17 protein-coding genes are annotated in these 16,914 nt (G+C 68.6%); 4 read left to right on the forward strand and 13 right to left on the reverse strand.

The window, feature by feature from the left end; translation table 11 throughout:
- Positions 1–10 precede the first annotated feature (10 nt).
- The 11 genes from BR07_RS0121205 to BR07_RS26410 form a co-directional block, all read right to left on the reverse strand.
- Complete coding sequence (locus BR07_RS0121205; protein ID WP_027507127.1) at positions 11–1,510, reverse strand: SCO6880 family protein; 1,500 nt, start codon at positions 1,508–1,510, stop codon at positions 11–13.
- A complete protein-coding gene (locus BR07_RS0121210; protein ID WP_027507128.1) occupies positions 1,507–3,027 on the reverse strand; it encodes a hypothetical protein in 1,521 nt (506 codons plus the stop codon). Before BR07_RS0121210 ends, BR07_RS0121205 begins: the two co-directional genes overlap by 4 nt.
- Complete coding sequence (locus BR07_RS26405; protein WP_051613676.1) at positions 3,024–3,842, reverse strand: hypothetical protein; 819 nt, start codon at positions 3,840–3,842, stop codon at positions 3,024–3,026. Before BR07_RS26405 ends, BR07_RS0121210 begins: the two co-directional genes overlap by 4 nt.
- Complete coding sequence (locus tag BR07_RS0121220; protein WP_037187219.1) at positions 3,839–4,477, reverse strand: hypothetical protein; 639 nt, start codon at positions 4,475–4,477, stop codon at positions 3,839–3,841. Before BR07_RS0121220 ends, BR07_RS26405 begins: the two co-directional genes overlap by 4 nt.
- Before the next feature lie 27 nt (positions 4,478–4,504).
- The gene (locus tag BR07_RS0121225) at positions 4,505–4,792 is read right to left on the reverse strand and encodes a hypothetical protein (protein WP_027507130.1); all 288 of its coding nucleotides are present in this window, start codon (positions 4,790–4,792) and stop codon (positions 4,505–4,507) included.
- Entirely contained in the window at positions 4,789–5,082 is a 294-nt protein-coding gene (locus BR07_RS0121230) for a hypothetical protein (RefSeq protein ID WP_027507131.1), read from the reverse strand. The genes BR07_RS0121225 and BR07_RS0121230 overlap by 4 nt, the downstream gene beginning before the upstream one ends.
- Positions 5,079–5,363, reverse strand: a complete 285-nt coding sequence (locus BR07_RS0121235; RefSeq protein ID WP_027507132.1) for a hypothetical protein — start codon at positions 5,361–5,363, stop codon at positions 5,079–5,081. The genes BR07_RS0121230 and BR07_RS0121235 overlap by 4 nt, the downstream gene beginning before the upstream one ends.
- Before the next feature lie 44 nt (positions 5,364–5,407).
- Positions 5,408–6,052: a DUF6668 family protein gene (locus tag BR07_RS0121240; RefSeq protein ID WP_027507133.1), complete on the reverse strand. Its 645-nt coding sequence runs from the start codon at positions 6,050–6,052 to the stop codon at positions 5,408–5,410.
- A 29-nt stretch (positions 6,053–6,081) separates the two neighbouring features.
- The gene (locus tag BR07_RS25865) at positions 6,082–7,755 is read right to left on the reverse strand and encodes a cutinase family protein (RefSeq protein WP_051613677.1); all 1,674 of its coding nucleotides are present in this window, start codon (positions 7,753–7,755) and stop codon (positions 6,082–6,084) included.
- Between the two features lie 25 nt (positions 7,756–7,780).
- The gene (locus BR07_RS0121250; protein WP_027507134.1) at positions 7,781–8,602 is read right to left on the reverse strand and encodes a hypothetical protein; all 822 of its coding nucleotides are present in this window, start codon (positions 8,600–8,602) and stop codon (positions 7,781–7,783) included.
- A gap of 73 nt (positions 8,603–8,675) precedes the next feature.
- The gene (locus tag BR07_RS26410) at positions 8,676–9,794 is read right to left on the reverse strand and encodes a hypothetical protein (protein WP_051613678.1); all 1,119 of its coding nucleotides are present in this window, start codon (positions 9,792–9,794) and stop codon (positions 8,676–8,678) included.
- Positions 9,795–10,362: 568 nt separating this feature from the next.
- On the opposite strand from BR07_RS26410, the gene BR07_RS27915 reads away from it, so the two are divergent.
- Positions 10,363–10,830 (forward strand): helix-turn-helix transcriptional regulator, encoded by a 468-nt coding sequence (locus BR07_RS27915; RefSeq protein WP_081821465.1) that lies wholly within the window; start codon positions 10,363–10,365, stop codon positions 10,828–10,830.
- 154 nt (positions 10,831–10,984) lie between these two features.
- Here BR07_RS27915 and BR07_RS25880 read toward each other — a convergent pair whose 3' ends face one another.
- Together BR07_RS25880 and BR07_RS0121265 are read right to left on the reverse strand one after the other, a co-directional pair.
- Positions 10,985–12,028 (reverse strand): GAF domain-containing protein, encoded by a 1,044-nt coding sequence (locus tag BR07_RS25880; protein ID WP_231476470.1) that lies wholly within the window; start codon positions 12,026–12,028, stop codon positions 10,985–10,987.
- 39 nt (positions 12,029–12,067) lie between these two features.
- Positions 12,068–13,462, reverse strand: a complete 1,395-nt coding sequence (locus BR07_RS0121265) for a cytochrome P450 (RefSeq protein ID WP_027507135.1) — start codon at positions 13,460–13,462, stop codon at positions 12,068–12,070.
- A 142-nt stretch (positions 13,463–13,604) separates the two neighbouring features.
- Here BR07_RS0121265 and BR07_RS27160 point away from each other — a divergent pair, with 142 nt between their 5' ends.
- The 3 genes from BR07_RS27160 to BR07_RS25885 all read left to right on the forward strand — a co-directional run bounded on the left by BR07_RS27160 (position 13,605) and on the right by BR07_RS25885 (position 16,574).
- Complete coding sequence (locus tag BR07_RS27160; protein ID WP_155957142.1) at positions 13,605–13,805, forward strand: toxin-antitoxin system; 201 nt, start codon at positions 13,605–13,607, stop codon at positions 13,803–13,805.
- 438 nt (positions 13,806–14,243) lie between these two features.
- Entirely contained in the window at positions 14,244–14,423 is a 180-nt protein-coding gene (locus BR07_RS0121270; protein WP_027507136.1) for a hypothetical protein, read from the forward strand.
- A 231-nt stretch (positions 14,424–14,654) separates the two neighbouring features.
- The gene (locus BR07_RS25885) at positions 14,655–16,574 is read left to right on the forward strand and encodes a hypothetical protein (RefSeq protein WP_051613680.1); all 1,920 of its coding nucleotides are present in this window, start codon (positions 14,655–14,657) and stop codon (positions 16,572–16,574) included.
- Positions 16,575–16,914: the final 340 nt, after the last annotated feature.

Below are 16,914 nucleotides of genomic sequence, written 5' to 3' on the forward strand. Positions count from 1 at the left end.
GGGTGAGGGGTCAGCTGCGGCGGACCAGGGCGGAGGTGGTGATGTGGTCGGGCAGCAGCACCCCGAGTCCGAGGCCGGCGGCGAACCCGGCGTCCTGGAATCCGTGCGCGCGCCGTAGCCGCAGGCGGGCGCGGGCGGCGAGGGATTCGGTGACCGCCGCGGCGTTCCCCACCTCGGCCGGGTCTTGGGCGGTGATCGTGAGCAGCGCCGAGTACCGGAGCTGCCCGGCGCCGGAGACCATCTCCTTGCGGGCCTGGGAGGTGATCTCGAGACGCTTCTCCGCCTCGGCGGAGCTGATCTTGGCGCCGCGGGAGTTGATGGCGTGCAGGGCGTCTCGGTGTTGCTTCTCGACCTTCTTCGCCGCGTCCCCGGCCGAATACGGCCGATAGATCAGGGTGAGGCGTTTGCGGGGTAGGTCGTCGTGCGGGGCGAGCAGCGGTTTGAGGACGGTGTCGGTGAACACCGACTCCGGTGGTGCGGCCATCTCCCACACCACCGACGTCGCGCCGTCGTGCCGGTAGTGCCCCCACTCGGTGCGGGCCCGGCCCGGTCCGGCGTCCTCCCACGCCACCCCGTGCGGTAGTCCGGCGATGTCGAGTTCCTCGAAGTCGTTCTCCGTCGAGGGGTTGTAGGAGCGGTGTGCGGTGGCCACGATCTCCGCCGCCGTCATCGGTTGGGCGTCGACACCGGCGCCGGCGAGGTGGCCGTAGAGGTCCGGCAGCCGCCGGGCCAGCTCCGCGGCCATCTCCTCCGGTTCCTTCTGTCGTTCGCGGGTGGTGGCGCGGAAGGTGATCGACAACCGCGCCAGGGTGCGGTGTCGACCCGAGGGCATCCGCACCGACGACTGCCGCACGAACTCCGCCGACAGCCCCGGCGCACTACCGGCCATCTCCCGTTCGACGAGGCGGGCCAGGCGCAGGCCGGTGGCGGGAATGTTCTCCACCACCACGGCCGCGCCGACGATGTCGCCGGGCAGCCCTAGGTCGGCGAGGTAGACGCCCCAGTCGGCGGTGTAGAGGTCCTTTTCGCTGCGCACCACCGCTTCGTCGCCGCCGGGCAGGCAGTCCACGATCACGGTGTAGCGGTGATCGGCGGGGTGGTGGATCATCCCGAACTCGTTGCCGTGCCGGTCGGTGCCGACGTGCAGGGTGGTCTTGGCGAGCAGTCCGGGGAGGCGGTAGCGGCCGCCGGGGATCTGCGAGTGCGGTCCGGCGTGGTACTCGGTGGAGCGGGAGATGTGCTTGCGGTGGAACCACTGCATCGCGAACTGTCCTGTCTCGTAGAGGGATCGCCCGTTCGGGGCGACCACCAGCGGCACCAGCAGCACGGCCATGACGGCCATGAGCGCCAGGCCGGGGATGACGCCGACGAAGATCAGCACCGCGAACGAGACGGCGAACCCGGCGGCGGCGTAGCCGACGGCTTTGACCGATAGTCCGTACGCGAACGTCGACTTCGGTCGGGTGCCGGCGGAGAAGATCGCCGGTTCGTCGTGCGTCGTGGCGGTCATCGGGGGATCCGGCCGTGGTAGTTGCCGACCGCCCCGCCGGCGGCGGACCCGAGGCCACCGGCGACCTGCGCTGCACTGCGCGCCCCGGACGCCGCCGTGCGCACTGCGCCGGCCGCGCCGCCGAGGGTCGCGGCGGTACCGCCGCGGGTGGCGGCCGCGACACCGGACGCACCGCGTGCTGCGCGTCCCACCGCACCGGAGGCGGTGTGGAGCTTCCCCAGCACGGGGGCTCCGCCGGTGTACTGACCGCGGTACCCCGCCGGAGCCTTTGCGCCCGTGCCCGCCGCGCCCATCCCCGGGCCGGGACCGGACCCACCTCCGGTGCCGCCGAGCGCGCGGGCACCCGTCGACAGCGCTTTCGCACCGAGCATTCCGGCTCCGCCGGCGAGGGCGCCGCCCGCCGCGGCCAACCCGGCCGCCTGCACGCCGCCCGCGGCGATCGTCTCCGCTGCGGGGGCGATGATCCGCACCAACGTCGGCAGCGCGAACCCGACGACTGCAAGCAGGACCGAGCCGATGATGACCGAGGCCACCGGGTCACCGGAGGACGAGGACTGCGCCCAGAACGCGAACAGATACAGCAGAGTCGCGACGGGCTTGAACAGCAACGCCCCCAACGTGAACGCGATCATCGACTTGTAGGACGAGCGGCCGGTGGCCGTCGCCGACGACGCCGCCGCGAGCGGGATCACCGCCACCACCACGCACAACACCGCCTCCCGGATCAGGAGGGCGATCAGCTGCGCGACGGAGCCGAGGAAGGCGAACCCGGCGCACGCGAGCGCGAACACCGGCCCCAGGCCGGTCTTCTCGTCGAAAGCGGTGATCGCAGTGATCTTCTCGTTCAGATCACCCCCGACGAACCTTTCGAGGGCGTAGGCCGAGGCGGCGTCGCCGCCCTGGTGGAACATCAGCACCAGCACCGGGAGCAGGGCGACGGTGAACACCGTCCGCACCAGCATCGACGCGGTTTCCGTCGCGCCTTCCATCACCGCTTGCTTGCGGGCGACGGCGAGTTTGGTCATCGCGATCACCAGCGAGGCGAACAGGGCGGCGACGGTGAATCCGGTGACGATGTTCCGCAGCCCCGACATCGCGGTCTCCGCGCCGAGGCCGGGGATGCCCGCGGTCATCCAGAACGTCATCACCGTCCGGAATGCCTGAGCGTTGCCCTCCATCACCGCCTTGGCGAAGTCGCCGACCGAGTCCCCCCAGAACGCCGACGCCGCCGACGACGCGGCCGTGGCCACCGCGTCACCCGGGTTGTCCTCGAACGACTGGATGAGGCACGCGCCTTCGGCCACCACTTCGCCGGTGACTTGGTTCATGAAGTTCTGGAAGGCGTTGCCGTCGAGGGTGTCCGCCAGGCACTCCCGGCGTTGCTGCTGGAACGCATTGCCGTCCTCGGCGATACCGGTGATCGGGGCGACCGGCTCGGGTTCCTGAGCGGAGGCGGTTCCGGCGCCGAGACCGATGAGGGCCAGGAGCAGGACGACCGCGGTGGCGAGCCGCCTCACGACAATGCCCAGGGGGTGGAGCCGGCGATGCTGGTGACGTCCGTCGTCGCGGAGACCGACCGGTTGTCGAGTCGAGCGCGCCATTCACCACCGTCGTGGAACAACGCCGCGCGCATGACCTGCCACACCGGCGTCGTGCGCCGCTGCCCGTTGTCGTCGATCGGGATGTTGATCGCGTACTCGACGGAGGCGAAGTCGTCGGTGCAGCTGACGATGCGGAATGCCTCCGGGGCGGGCAGCGACTGCGCCGCACCGAATCCGTTCCCGGTCCATGAGTCGCCGTCGACGAGGGCGTCGAGCTCCGGCGTCGAGACGGTCAGCTTGTCGTAGGCGTCTTTCGCCACCGGTCCGGGCCCGTAGAGGCGGCCGATCCAGTTCCAGCCGGCTAGGGCAGCTCCTTGGGGGGTGCGGCTGTAACCGGTGAGAACGTTGCCGTCGATGCGGGTCGGACCGTCGGTGGCCGAGACCAGCGTGGGGAGCCCGACGGTCTGCTGGATCTGCACACCACCGGGTGAGGGCACCGGACCGGCGACGTCGCAGCCGGTCCGGTCCTCGGTCGCTTGCTGCGGGAGCGGGGAGCCGACGGGGTTGTTCGGCACGGTCACCTTGCGACCGAGGATGTCGACGGTGGGAGTGCCGAAGCCGCTGCTGCCGTTGTCGATCGACCCCGGTGCGGGTGCCGGTGTGGTCGGAGTCGCCGGTGGGGCGGCGGTGTCATCGCCGCGCAGGTTCGGGACGACGAACGCAATGGCGCCGACGATCACCAGGACCAGAACAGCGACGGCGGCCACGATCAGGGTGCGGGTGCGGGTCACGATGCCCCTTCCAGGGTGGTGTAGCCGGTGAGGTCGGCGATCTCGGCGGCGTCGATGTTGTCCTCCGGAGTGGGCAGGACGATGCGCCAGTCGTCGTCGATCCATTGCAGGGCAACGGGATAGGCGTAGAGCTGCGGGTCGGTGCCGATGGTTTGTGCCACCGACACCGCTGCGGTCGGTGGGTCGAGCTGGTAGTCGGTGACCTCGAACCCGACGAACCGTGGTGCGGCGGTGGTGGGGACGGTGCCGGCGACGGTGACGCCGGCGCGGGCGACGGCGAACGCATCGCGGCCCGGTCCCGGTGCGGTGACGGTGTTGACCACCTCCGGCCAGGTGCGGTCGTCCGCGACGGCGAGTGCGGTCTGCCCGTTGATCGCGGCGAGCACCGCGCCCTGCGGGGTGCGCTCGTATCCGTGCCGGGCCGCTCCTGTCCCGGCGGTGGGACCGGCGGTGCGGGAGGTGGGGACCGAGACACCGGCGACGGTGCGCCACTGCAGGTCCTGCGGCGCGGAGGCGGTGTCGACCGAGGGGGTCGGGTCGGCGGTGTCGGAGGCGTCGTCGGTGCCGCATCCGGCGGCGGCGAGGATCACGGCGATTCCGGCGACGGTGAGGCGGGCGGTGCGGGAGACGGTCACGGGCGGGGCACCTTTCGAGTGGGTGGATCAGGCGAGGACGGCTTGGGCGATGCCGGCGGCGCCGCCGATGACGGCGGCGCAGACGAGGATGCGGCCGAGGGTGGCGTCCTCGACGACCTGCGTTCCGGTGGACTTGCGCTGGTTGACGAACACCGCACCGCAGACGAACAGCGCGGCGATGCAGGTGCAGATCGCGAACCACAGCAGCCACGACAGGGCCGTCATGAGCGGCCCCCAGACCTCGGAGGGGAAGGTCACCGGGGAGGTCGGTGGCTGCGCGAGCACCGTCGCCGCGGCCGCAGGAGCGGCGCTCATGTGCCGATCCCGGCGGTGGTGGCGTGGCCGATGATCCAGTCGATGCCGCCCGAGAGTCCGACGGTGGCCAGGACGACGCCGGTCACGCTGCCGAGGATCGTGCCGACGGCGCGGGAGCTGCCCGAGACGAGCATGACCACCCCGACGGCGATGCCGATGGCGGAGACGATCAACGCCCCGCGGGCGAGCAGTTCGAGCAGGCTCACCGCGGAGTCGACGGCGCCGGTGACGGTCTCGTTCAGCTCGTCGACCCCGGTGGCGGTGGGCGCGGAGGTGGCCCCGGTGGTCACAGGATGAGTCCGTTGACCAGGCCGGCGGCGCCGCCGATGATGACCGCGCCGACCAGGCCGCCGACGAGCTTGCCGGTGCTGTCTCCGCCGCCGCCGGTCATGCGCTGGTAACCGAGGGTGGCGCCGCAGATCATGATCGCGGCGACGGAGGCGAAGATGCAGCCCCACATCAGCCAGGACATGAGCATGTTGATCTTGTCGCCGAACTCCCCGCTCGGCGCGCTGGGGTCGACGTCGCCGATGTTCTGGGCCAGGACGACGGTCGCGGTGGTGGTGAGCATGGGGTCTCCGGTGGTGTGAGCGGTGTTGTCGGGGTTGGGGTCGGTCAGCGAGTGGTGGCGGCGGTGCGGGCGGCGTCGAACGCGGCGTGCCCGGCCGCGACGAGACCGGGGTGCGGGGCAGCGGCCGACGTCACCGACCGCATCCGACCGGGCGGGGCCGGGTCGGGTTCGGCGGGTGACCACGGGGCGAGATCGGTCAGGGTGTGCACCCGCAGATCCGGCACCCACGGCAGGTGCCACACCACGGGCGCGGCCGAGGCGACGACGTCGGCGCTGCGCCGCAGGGTCTTCGGGAGCTTGCCGGGGGCGTCGGGCACCAAAGCCAGTCCGAGGACGGTGCACCCGCCGACGAGACCGGCGGCAGCTTGCAGGAGGAGGTCGTGGGCGGCGGCGAGGCCGGTGCGGTGGGTGCGGGCGACGACGATCACCGACCGGTACTGGTCGGCGGCGGGCCACCCCCTGCGGGCATCGGCGGCCGGGGCCCACACCCGGGCGAGGGTGGAGGCTCCGGCGCCGCCGTGCGCGCCGAGCAGCCACATCACCGGTGGGCGTCCCGGCCCGGCCACCGGGTCCGCATGGACCGGTGCCTGCCGGTCCGCCGGGGGGATGCGGAGTCCGGCGGGAACGGGCGTCGAGCCGGTGGTGTCGTCGGTGTAGAGCTGGTGGTCGTCGATCGGTTGTGCGGCCATCTCCGTCCCTCCTGGATGGGGTGTGTCGGTCACCGGGTGCCGGTCGAGGACGCCCCGACCGGTGCAGTGCTGGTGGTCGCCGACGGCGTCGTGGTCGACGGGGTCGCCGTGGCCGACATCGTCCGCGCGGACGCAGTACCGGCGGCGGCGAGGATCTGGCCGGCGGGGCGGACGGTGTCGGTGGTCGCGAGCAACTGCGCGCTGCGAGTCAGGACGGCCCCGACCTTCTCGGCGAGGGTGCTATCGCCGGTGAGGTCGGCGGCGAGGGCGACGATCCACCGGACCGTGAGCTGCACCGGAGTTTCGCCGCGAGTTCCGACCGGGACGCTGTCGTAGGAGCCGTGCTTGGCGGCGGTGTTCCAGTACGAGGTGTCGGTCACCAGCTTCGCCAGGCCCGCGTTGTCGTCGACGGTGCGGGTGACCTCGTCGAACGCCACGGCCACGGCGGAGTCGATCGTCGCCGGCGGCACCAATTTCACCGCCGCAGCACCGACCTTGGTGGCGAGGACGGCGAGCGCAGCCGGGGGGTTCGCCAGCCCGACGGCGGCGAGCTGGCCGATGGTCTCGGCAGTGATGACGTCCTTGGCGACGGTGATCGCCGCCCCGATCGCCATGCCGGCGATCTTGGTGACCGCGCCGACCGCTTCGTCGACGGCCTCGCCGTCGGTGACGGCGGTTGGGTCGGAGTACTTCGCCATCTTCCCCAGCACCGTCTCCGATGCGGGGTTGACCTCGAAACGGCCTGCGCGGGAATCGAAGTCGATGTTGTCGTTGACGGCCGAGGCGCTGGTGAGCAGGGCGGAGCGGCCGACCGCGGCGGAGACGTCGGTGAGGATGCGCACCGGGTCGCGGGTGTCCATCGAGGACTGCCCGGCAATGTTGGCGACCAGCTTCGCAGCGGGTGCGTCGGCGGGAGTGTCACACGCCAGATCGCCCGCGGTGCAGTAGGAGGCGACGCGGTCGGCGACGGCGCCGAAGTCCGCGTCGGCGGGGTCGGGGGCGATGCCGCCTCCGGCCGGCGGTGACGCGGCGACCGCGGGCGCGAGCTGGACGGACTGCACCGCGTCCCCGGTGGTGCCCGGGGCCGGTGCCGGTGCGCGGTCACCGCCGCCGAGGACGGGTTCTCCCTGGCCGCGGGTGGGGTCGGAGAACAGGGCGCCGCCGGCGAACCGGTCGGCGTCGATGGGGCCGGTTCCGGCGCCGATCTCGCGGATGACCTCGGAGGCGATCTGCCCGCCCTGCGAGTAGCCGGAGACGAACACCCTGGTGCCGGGGCACTTCTCGGCAATGTCGCCGATCATGGTGGTGGCGTTGTCGATGCCGGTCTGCACGGACGCCGCGTAGGTGTCGGCGCTGCGGTCGCCGGGCTTGCCGCCGAACGATGCCGGGTAGGGAACGTAGCTGCGCTCCAGTGCGGGTTCAGTGCCGGAGTTGGCGTCGCGCATGGCCGGGACGGTGAGCCGGGAGAAGAACCCGGAATCGGCGTCGGGTGAGCTGTTCTCGTCGATTTCGGTGGTGCCGGGGACGACGAGAAGGTGCAGCGGTGCGCACCCGTCAGCGGCGGGTGCCGTGGTGGTCGGGGTGGCGGTGGCGGTCCCGGTTGTTGCGAGGAGTCCGATGACTGCGAGTAGCCATGCCATGACCGCGTGAAGGAGTAGGCGGGGTGGGCGCGCCGGTGGTGCGGCGTTGCGTGTGGCGGTCATGGGTGGTGCCTCTCTTCGAGTCGGGTCAACGGCGGGTGATGGCGGTGATGGAGGTGGTGCCGCCGGCCTCGGCGGTGGTGAAGCGTTGAGAGGAGGTGCGTGGGTCGATGCCGGGTCCGCGTTCGACCACGGTCACGTCGTAGACGCCGGATGAGACGGGGTTGGCGAGGACGCAGAACTCGACCGACGGTTCGAGGGCGTCGATGCCCATGCGCAGGCGCTCGGCCGATGCCATGACGGCTTCCGGTGCACCGACGGCGCGGGCCGCGACCGGGTCACGGTCGTAGTAGAACGCCTTCTCGAAGCGCCAGATCGCGCTCAGGCCGGGATCGGTGGTGTCCTCGGTGACCGGTTCCCCGGCACCTTGGCCGGCGCACCAGGTGAAGTCCGCGGCAGCCGCGGCGCCCGCTGCCGACTCCGCCGCGACAGGAGGAGTGGCCCGGGTGGTCGGAAGAAGTGGTGCCGGATCCGCGGTGAAGGTGTCCTCGGTGGCTCCGGTGAGGAACACGGCGGTAGCGCCCACCGCACCCACCAGGACCAGCAGGGACGCGGTGACCGCCACGGCGGACCGATGACGACGCCACCACGAGGACCTGACAGCGGGGCCGGCGGCTCCGCTGCGCAGGGTCTGCGTCTGCACGTCGAACGTCGGTGTCGGAGCGTCCGCGAGCCATCCGTCGCCGTCGTCCGTGCCGGTGTCTCGGTCGGCGAGGACGGTGAGGCGCCTGTTGGGTGGCGTGTCAGTGGACGCGGCGGGACTGGCGGGCGGGACGGGCGAGCGTTCGCCTGTGGCGGGCGGCGCGGCCTCGAACCAGTCATCGGCTGCGCTGTCGTCGGGATGAGCCACAGCGGGACCTCCTCGGTCGGATCGGGCGAGCGTCGGGCGCGGACGAGCGGTGCCGGCCGCACCCGACGCAAGGTCAGGCCCCGATGTTCAGAGCGGACAGTGCGCCGGTCAGGGCTACTGCGCCCTGATCGAGTGCGGGGGCGTTGTCGGCGATCACGGTGTCCACCGCGGCCAGGACGTCCACGCCGCCCGGCGCGTCGGCGACCGCCTGGCGGGCCTGCTCCACGTAGGCCGGGGCTGTGTCGCCGACCTGTTGCACCTGCTCGGGGGGTGTCCACACCGGAGCGGCCGGGGCGGGAGCCGGTGCCTCGGGCGCGGGTGCGGGAACAGGGGCGGGTTCGGTGATGGTGGTCTGCTGACCGCCGAGTGCGGTCGCACCGATAGCACCGCCGATCGCGCCGCCGATGCCGGCACCGATGACGGTGGCCGGGACGCCGAGCGCCGCCGCTCCAGCGCCTGCGCCGATGGCTGCGCCGACTCCGGGTCCGAAGACCCAGCCGACGCCGGGTGCCCACCAGGTGAACGGCACGGTGGCCGCGCCGACCCCGAGACCGATCAGTCCGCCGCCGACAGCGCCGAGTGCGGTGGCGGGGACACCGAGTGCGGCTGCGCCGACAGCGCCGCCGACGACGATGCCCGTCGCCGCGCCTGCTGCGGTGCGGTCGGCCTGCGGTGCGTCGACGAGGCCGGCGTTCACGAGAGCGTTGGCGCCGTCCGCCTGCAGGGCGGAAGCGGAGTTGTTGAACTGCTCTGCGAAGCGGGGATCCACCCAGTCGGGGCGGGCGATGGCCTGGCTGCCGATGAGGATGGTGCCCTCGGGTGCGTCGACCGGGGCGATGATCTTGCGGTCGACGGTGGGGACGGGAGGCGGCTGCGGCGGGGCGATCGGTGCAGGGGGTCCTACCTGTGGGGTCGGCTGCACGGGAGGTGCCGCGTAGTAGGTGGTCGCGGCGGTGGCGGACTGCTGGCGGCCTGACTGGTAGTCGTCGTAGCTGCGCCACTGCGACTGCTGTACCTGCGGGGACGGGGTGAAGCCTGGCAGGAACTCGCGCTGCTGGGTTGGTGCCGGGACCGGGGTGGTGTCGGTGGTGCCGGACTGGGCGGTGTCGGGAGCGGTGACGAAGTCCTGCGGAGCGGCGTTCGCCGTCGCAGAACCCATCGCCACGGCGAACGCGATCGGGACGGCCGTCAAGACTACAGCTCGTTCCTTACGTCTGCGGTGTCGGCCGCCGATTCCTTGCTGAGGAGACATGGCTAATGGTGCCTTTCGTAAAGCGCTGCGTCGCAGCGGCAATGAGCAGTTCAGGGAGGTCGTTGTTGGTGGAACCGTTAACGACCGCGATGAATGGAGCTGCGCGACCGAAGGCGAGGGCCAGCGTTCGGGAGCGCGAGCTCGGAGAAGTGGGCATGACGGTCGGCCTGGTCGCATGATCTGACCAGTTCGAGCCAGAACAACGGTTGCCGAAGACGACGGGCATGCGGGCGGTTGCCGGGTCTCCGACTCGGAGGAGCGTGCACCGCAGCGAGCACAAACAATCCGTGACCGAAGGTGCGCAGGCAAGTAGCCTGGAGCTACCACGCCCTTTTCTGGTGTGTGGGTTGGTCCCTGGACGCGCTACGCGGACGGCAATCAGCTTGCGCGTTCAGGGACTTCTTCAACTTGTAAGGCGACCCCTTTCTGTGTTGCTGGTCTAAACAACCAGCTTTAACGTAGCATCTAAACATCCGTTACGTGCTACATCAATGGAGCAAGTGGCATCGTGCCCACTCGTGAGGTTCCTTCGTTGAGGCGGCGACTGCGAGGCTTCGCGCCAGAACGGCTTCGGGCACGTCGCCTTGCCGTAGGCCTCAGCGGAGCGGAAGTGGCCCGTCTGGTGGGTGTCGCGTCGTCGACGTACTCGCAATGGGAGCGGGGACAGTCGCACCCTCGAATCGACTCACTAGCTCGCTGCGCGGAGGAACTGGGTCGGCCGATCAGCGACTTCGTCTTCGTAGTCGAGGAAGAGGAGTACCTGGGAGACCTACGCACGTCTCGCGGGCTGACCCAAGGCGCGCTGGCCAATGAGGTGGGTGTCAGCCCCCAGTACATCGGAGCGCTGGAGCGAGGCCAGAGCCGACTGAGCGACTCGACCGCATCAAAAATTGCAGAGGTGTTGCAGTATCCCGCTCCACGCGTTGCCGCGGCATACGAACGGGTCCGTAGCCGTCCGCGAGGCGAGCCGGCCTGACGCTGCTGTGGCTGTAGGAACAACATGGGCAAACTCCAGACGCAGTATCGACGTCACGGAAGCGAACAAGCACCCGTGATGGATAGGCTGCGTCTGAAGGCCGTTCGGCCAACAGGAATCTCGACCCAGGAGGGCGAGTGCCTTGGAGAAGGTATCACGACTGCCGCCGGACCGGAATCCTCGCCAGACCATCATGTGACGTCGGCGCGGACGCGGGTAGCACAGCCAGGACCAGACGCTCGCTCAACTGTCCTGGGTAGGGCCTGAGCTCTACTTCCGTACGTTGCCACCGCCAATCAGCTCCGTTCTTGGCCCTGATGCGAACGATCGCGACGACGGGTCGATAGGTAGATCGCGACCACTGGTCGAGGGCATCGGTCAAGACCGATCGATCTTCCTCGTGGACAACATCGCGTCCGCTGGCGACGTCTCTCCATCGGACCCATTCCGGCGCATCCGTCAGCCACATTGTCAGGATTCCGGTATGCGCATCGAACACCGCCATCCGGGTGCCCGCGCTCTCTAATGCGCTGGGTAGGCCCAGTTCGAGCAGCGTCGGCTTGTCAGGTGGAGTCGTGTCGGTGATGTCGTGCCACAGCAGTCGCAGGCCGACGTTGCCGGGGTCAGTGCGCCCCTTGCCCCAGCAGTGCCAACGCATGATGTGCCCGTCAGCGTGTAGGACGGACATCGGTCCTTCCCAACTTTTGCCATGCTCCGGGTTCAACGCCGCGGCGAACAGCGACTCCGAATCATCGAACTTGACAGCTTTGGCGTAGTACTCGGCGGGCGTGCGTTCTGGGACGTGATCGGCGGGGTTCACACCGGACATCAAGGCCGCCTCGAGTGACTGGGCGATTACCGTGCGTTGCAGCAACCACGAGATTCCCGAAACGATACGAGGTGGGTCAGGAACGATCCCGGACTCGCCCAACCACAGCTGAGCGCCATGTGCCTCGCCGGAGGGCCCCAACACCGGAACCACGCGGATCAGAATCAAGCCGCGGCGGCTCGCGACACGGTGCTCTTGGATCTGCCGAGAGTGGCATGCGTGTGTGATGAGAGAGGGCAAATCGATGTCCGGAGCGGGAGAGAGGCGGTCGACCTTTGTCCAATTCCGGGTCCTCCCACCCGAACTGACGACCGTCATTACTCCCGGTGTAAGAGTCTCGATCAAGTGCCAACTGTTCAGAACATCCATGCGCGAACTCCCCCGACTAGGCGAGACCAGACGTTACATCTAATCGCATCGTGAGAGCCGCAATCGAACCCCGTGGGGTCGCAAAGTGATGGCCTCCCGCACGTCGAGCTCGTACGTGCCGTCAGGTGTCACGTTGTACCGCCGGACAATGGACGCGAGGGCCAACACCGCCTCGTGGAGGGCAAACTGACGACCGATGCACGCTCTCAAACCTGTCCCCCACGGCTTGTAGACACGATCGGGGGCATGGTCCATCCTGCCGGCCATGAACCGATCGGGGTCGAAGCTTCTGGCGTCTGTTCCCCAGGATGCAGATCGATGTACCTGTGGAAGGAGAACGAAGACCCATCCTTCGGGAATCTCGTAGCCGCCCAGTTCAGCCGGGCCGCGTTCACGCGCCTTACGGAAGTAACCGGGTGCAGCGGGCCAGAGACGCAGCGTCTCGTCGACCACTCGGCGAACGCGACGGAGCTTCGGTACGTCGTCGAACTCGACCGCGCCGCCACCGGGAGCGACGTGTTTCACCTCTTCCCGCAGAGACTGCAGCAGACCCGAGTCACGACTCAAGAAATGCAGTGCGAACGCCATGGTGGACGCAGTCGTCTCGTTCCCAGCAACGAGGAAGGTGATGATTTGGTTCTTGATGTTGCCGATGCTGAGACCACTCCCAGTCGTGGGGTCGACCGTCTCGAACATGTGTTGTAGCAGGTCCGAGTTGGCGTTGACGCCGGAACGGCGAGCGAGAATTCGGCTGTCGACGAGTGAGTCGACAGTATCCCGGATCAGTGCCAGATCCTGCCCGTGTTGCCGCGCGGCGGATCGACCTGTGACGGCTCTGACCACGGGGACGTCGTTCGATGACCGATTGACGTAGCCAAGCGCCCGGGCAATTGCTTCTGCGAACGGCACGTTGCCGTCGAACGTCCCGAAGTTGTGTGACAGGGCGCACCGCCCAATCACATCGAATGCCAGTTTCGAGCACTCGTCGTACGCATCGACCGATTTGGAAGCGGACGAGTTGTCCCAGGTTGTCAGCAATCCGTCGATGGAATCCTGCATCGATTGGTGGTAGCGGCGCATCGCGGCCTTGTTGAAGGCTGGGCCGAGTACCGAATGACCCAGTTGCCAGTTGGGTTCGGAGTTGAATGCTGTGAACAGCCCGTCGCCCGCGATGCCACGTAGCTTGCGGTGCGGGAGGCCGAGAAACTTGGTCCAAACCTTTTCGTCGTTGACCTCGTTGACCAGAATCGGATCAGACACCACCACGAGTCGATGTCCGAATATTTTGCGTTCGTAGATACCCCCGAGCTCATCGGCCATCTTCATCTCGCGCTGCACAGGCTTGGATGAGTCGACGCTGAGCAGATCCCCCGCGATGGGAAGCCGGAACTTCGGATGCGGGAGGCGAGCGAGCGGTGGTCCAGCTTGTTCCATGGAGACAGTGTCCCTCAGGACGGTGCCGGTCATTTTGGGTCGCGATTACGGCGTGTCCTCCCCGCGCGGGGCCTGTCGCAGGGCAGTATCGGGCTTGCCGTCCGTGGTTGTTTGCACCGAACCCGACAAGGAGGTACACCTCATGGGACGTCCCCATCTCGGTCCGACTACTCGTCTCGGATCAGTCCCGACGGAGGTCTACGCGGCGCTGACCGCGGCGGCAGCACAGCACGGCTACAGGGAGACGACGGCTTACGTCTCGGACATCCTCAGTCTTCATGTCGGCCGGCCCGACAAATTACGCGGCGCACTCAGCCAGGAGGTGCTGCCACTGACGGGCTAGTTCGGCTACTGAAATCTGCGCAGCATCTACGTGTGCAGAACATACGAGCGAGCCAACAAACACCGAACCCCCCGACCCGTGGGCCGAGGGGTTCGGTGTCAAGGACGAAGGGCCAACTTCGTCCTCGGGTGCAGCTCACCAACTGAAGGGACAGACTGTGTCGGTCTGGTCTCAGGGTACAACACACCCTGATGCACGTTCAGGAAGTAACTGCCGTGTCTCCGCGCCCACCGCACGGGCGGTTCCTCACGTACCCGTCCAACGCCTGGGTCTCGTCACGTGGGGTGTGTTGCCTTGACACGGCTATCTGAAAATCTCTCGAGGTGTCGGCGTGTCGCAGCACACCCGACGGGGCCTCGAGGCAACATTCCTGCCGTGCCCAGGCCACCGAGAACACGTCCAATAGGGCGCCCACAGCTGCCCTATCGACCGGTACAGATGAACACCAAAGTGCACCCCCAGGTCAAGCAACAGCTCACCGCACTGGCTGCGGAGCGAGGAATCACGTTGGGAGCTCTGCTCGCCGAGCTAACCGCGCGCGCCGCAGGGAGCACTGTCGAAGAGTTGACTGCAGGTGGGTTCGACCACAACCCGCAGGAGCTGCCGATGACGGGTTGATCGCTCTGACACAACGCTCGTTCGGACGAGAACGCCGACGAGCTTCATAAAACAGCACCGACATGACGAAGCCCCCGGCGGGGCGGCCGAGGGCTTCAAGGTCATTAGGAACGAGCGGGAACTCGAACCTCGGTGCTGCTAATCCCCGAAGGGACTGTCTTGCTGGACAGGTCTCAGGGTACATGCTGCCCTGATCAAGCTTCAAGTATCGATGCACGTGTCGTGTCGCCGATGTCGGCACCGGACGCTGTGTGGCGGCGCTTGTCGCCCATGGTGGCGGCGCGCCGGTCCATGCGTTTGTACGACGCGGCGGCGCGGTCCTTCACCTCGTCGCGGGCGCTGACGAGCAAACGGCCGCTGGTGCCGGCGGCGGTGCCGCTGTTCGCCCACGGGCGTGCGCGGGTGCTCGCGTTGGACTTCGACGCCAAGATGCACGGCGCCGCCGCTGTCGAGGCAGACGTGGCACGGGTTCTCGGGTGGTTGACCGAGACTGGTGGCCGCGCGGTCGTCGACATCTCCACCAGCGGCGGCCGCCACGTTCTGGTCCCCTTAGCCCCGGGCGTCACCGCCGGCGTCACCGAGCTGCGTCCGCTGTTGAATCTGCTGGCCGCTCGCCTGCCGACGTTAGACATTGTTCCGATGACCAACGCCGCGACCGGATGCATCACCGTCCCCGGCTCCGCGTGCAGAGAAGGCGGGCACCGGCATCTGATCGGTGACCTGGCCACCGCGACCGACACCCTGACCATCGGTTCCGAGCCTGCGGTCTTGACCCGCCTCGCAGCGCTCCTCGGCGGGCTACCTCACGTCCGCCCGCGCGCCGGGGCTGCGGTGCGCACCGTAGACGACGAGATCCGGGATACCACGGTCGCCGAGCGTGTCATCGGGAAGGGCCGCGCAGCTCGGTTGCACAGCCGGTTCTGCCGTACCACTCCCCCACCCGCGGCGGTCCGTGTGTTCGCTGCCACCGGACGACTGGATCGCTCTCGGTGGGCGTCTCGTTCGGAGGCCCGCCAGTCCGTCATCGCGCACGCAGTGCTCTCCGGCAACACTGCCGACGACATCGCCGCCCGCCTCGACACACCCGAATGGGCTGGCGTCCGGGACGCGTACGCCCATTACGGCGATGCTCTCGGCGCCGTCCGCCGCGACACCGCACGCGCGCTCGAATGGGCTGCGTCGTCGCTGCCCGAACCAGTCCGGCACACGGGGCACAAGCTAATGCACACAGGGGGGGGTAACGACCCGGTCGTTTCGGGCTGGCTGGCCGCGGCCCAAGACTGGGCCGGTCGGGAATACGCCTCGCGGCGAGATCGGTGGTCCACCCATGCGGTGCTGCAGGCGCTGGCATGGGGTGCGGCAACAGCAGGAGAAGTCATCGAGGGTGTCCCGGTGGTGGCGTTGGGTGGGCGATCGTTGTCCACAGCTGCAGGGTTGCTGCCGGAGACCACCGTGTGGTCTGTGCTGGCGCGACTACGGGACACTCCCGGTTCCCCAGTCTTGCTCATCGCCCGCGGCGTCGGCCAGAACGCCGACCGTTACGCCCTGGTACCCCCGCGAGGAGAAACACCGTCACAGAGCCACCCAGAGCGTCAATTTCGGGCGGCGGGCATCGACACGGTTCACCCGGCCTGGAGCGTCGTCGGTTATCGTCACCGCGTCCTCTACGACGCGGTCGCGGCCGCCGCCCGTCCCATGACCGTCGACACCCTGCTCCAGCAGGTGCGAATCGGGCGATCCAGCGGTTACGACACCGTTCTGGATCTGCGCACCGCGGGCTTGCTCACCGTCACCGACGGATATGTCCAGCTCGGCGACGCCGATCTCGACGACATCGCCCACCGCAACGGCCTCGCCGCCGCACTACGCTCACGCACCGTTCGGCACCGGGCCGAACGCGTCATCTGGCGGCAGTGGCTCGCCGAACGCGAAGCCCAACACATCCCCACTCCCCCACCGATGTCCACAGCCGCCGTCATCGTCGACGACGGCATCGCACCTCCCGACGAAGGGCTCTGGGACTCCGTCATGGCCGACGAACCCCGATACCGACCCGACAACGACCCCTTCGCGTCATTGAGCACCCTGCTCGACGCAGTCGACCCCATCACCACCGCAGCCAACCAACGCAGCACAACGCTCGGCGCATGACCGGCCTTTGATGACCTTCGAGACGTGTCCGCGTATGAACTAAGAATGAGTTACCCATCAGGGGAAGTCGTCGGCAGATTGACGCGTTCGGGTTCCGTACCGCGCACGAGTGATCCGTTCAACTTCTAGTCCGCAGAGGGAACGTCCAGGTACCTGCGCAGAGCTTCTTCGACGAGAGCGCTCCTACTCCCGGCGCCCCAATCGATGGCCAGTTGATCGAGGAGTGATGCGTCGGCATTGATGACCCCCGCGAGAGGTACGCGTGCCCGCGGTTCTTGGTGCCGCCTACGTGTCGGTCTGCCGGCCTCAGCACGTTTAAACAGCCCTGATGAGGCACGGC

Origin of the sequence: Rhodococcus sp. UNC23MFCrub1.1 (assembly GCF_000686025.1) — a bacterium.
Lineage (GTDB): Bacteria > Actinomycetota > Actinomycetes > Mycobacteriales > Mycobacteriaceae > Rhodococcoides.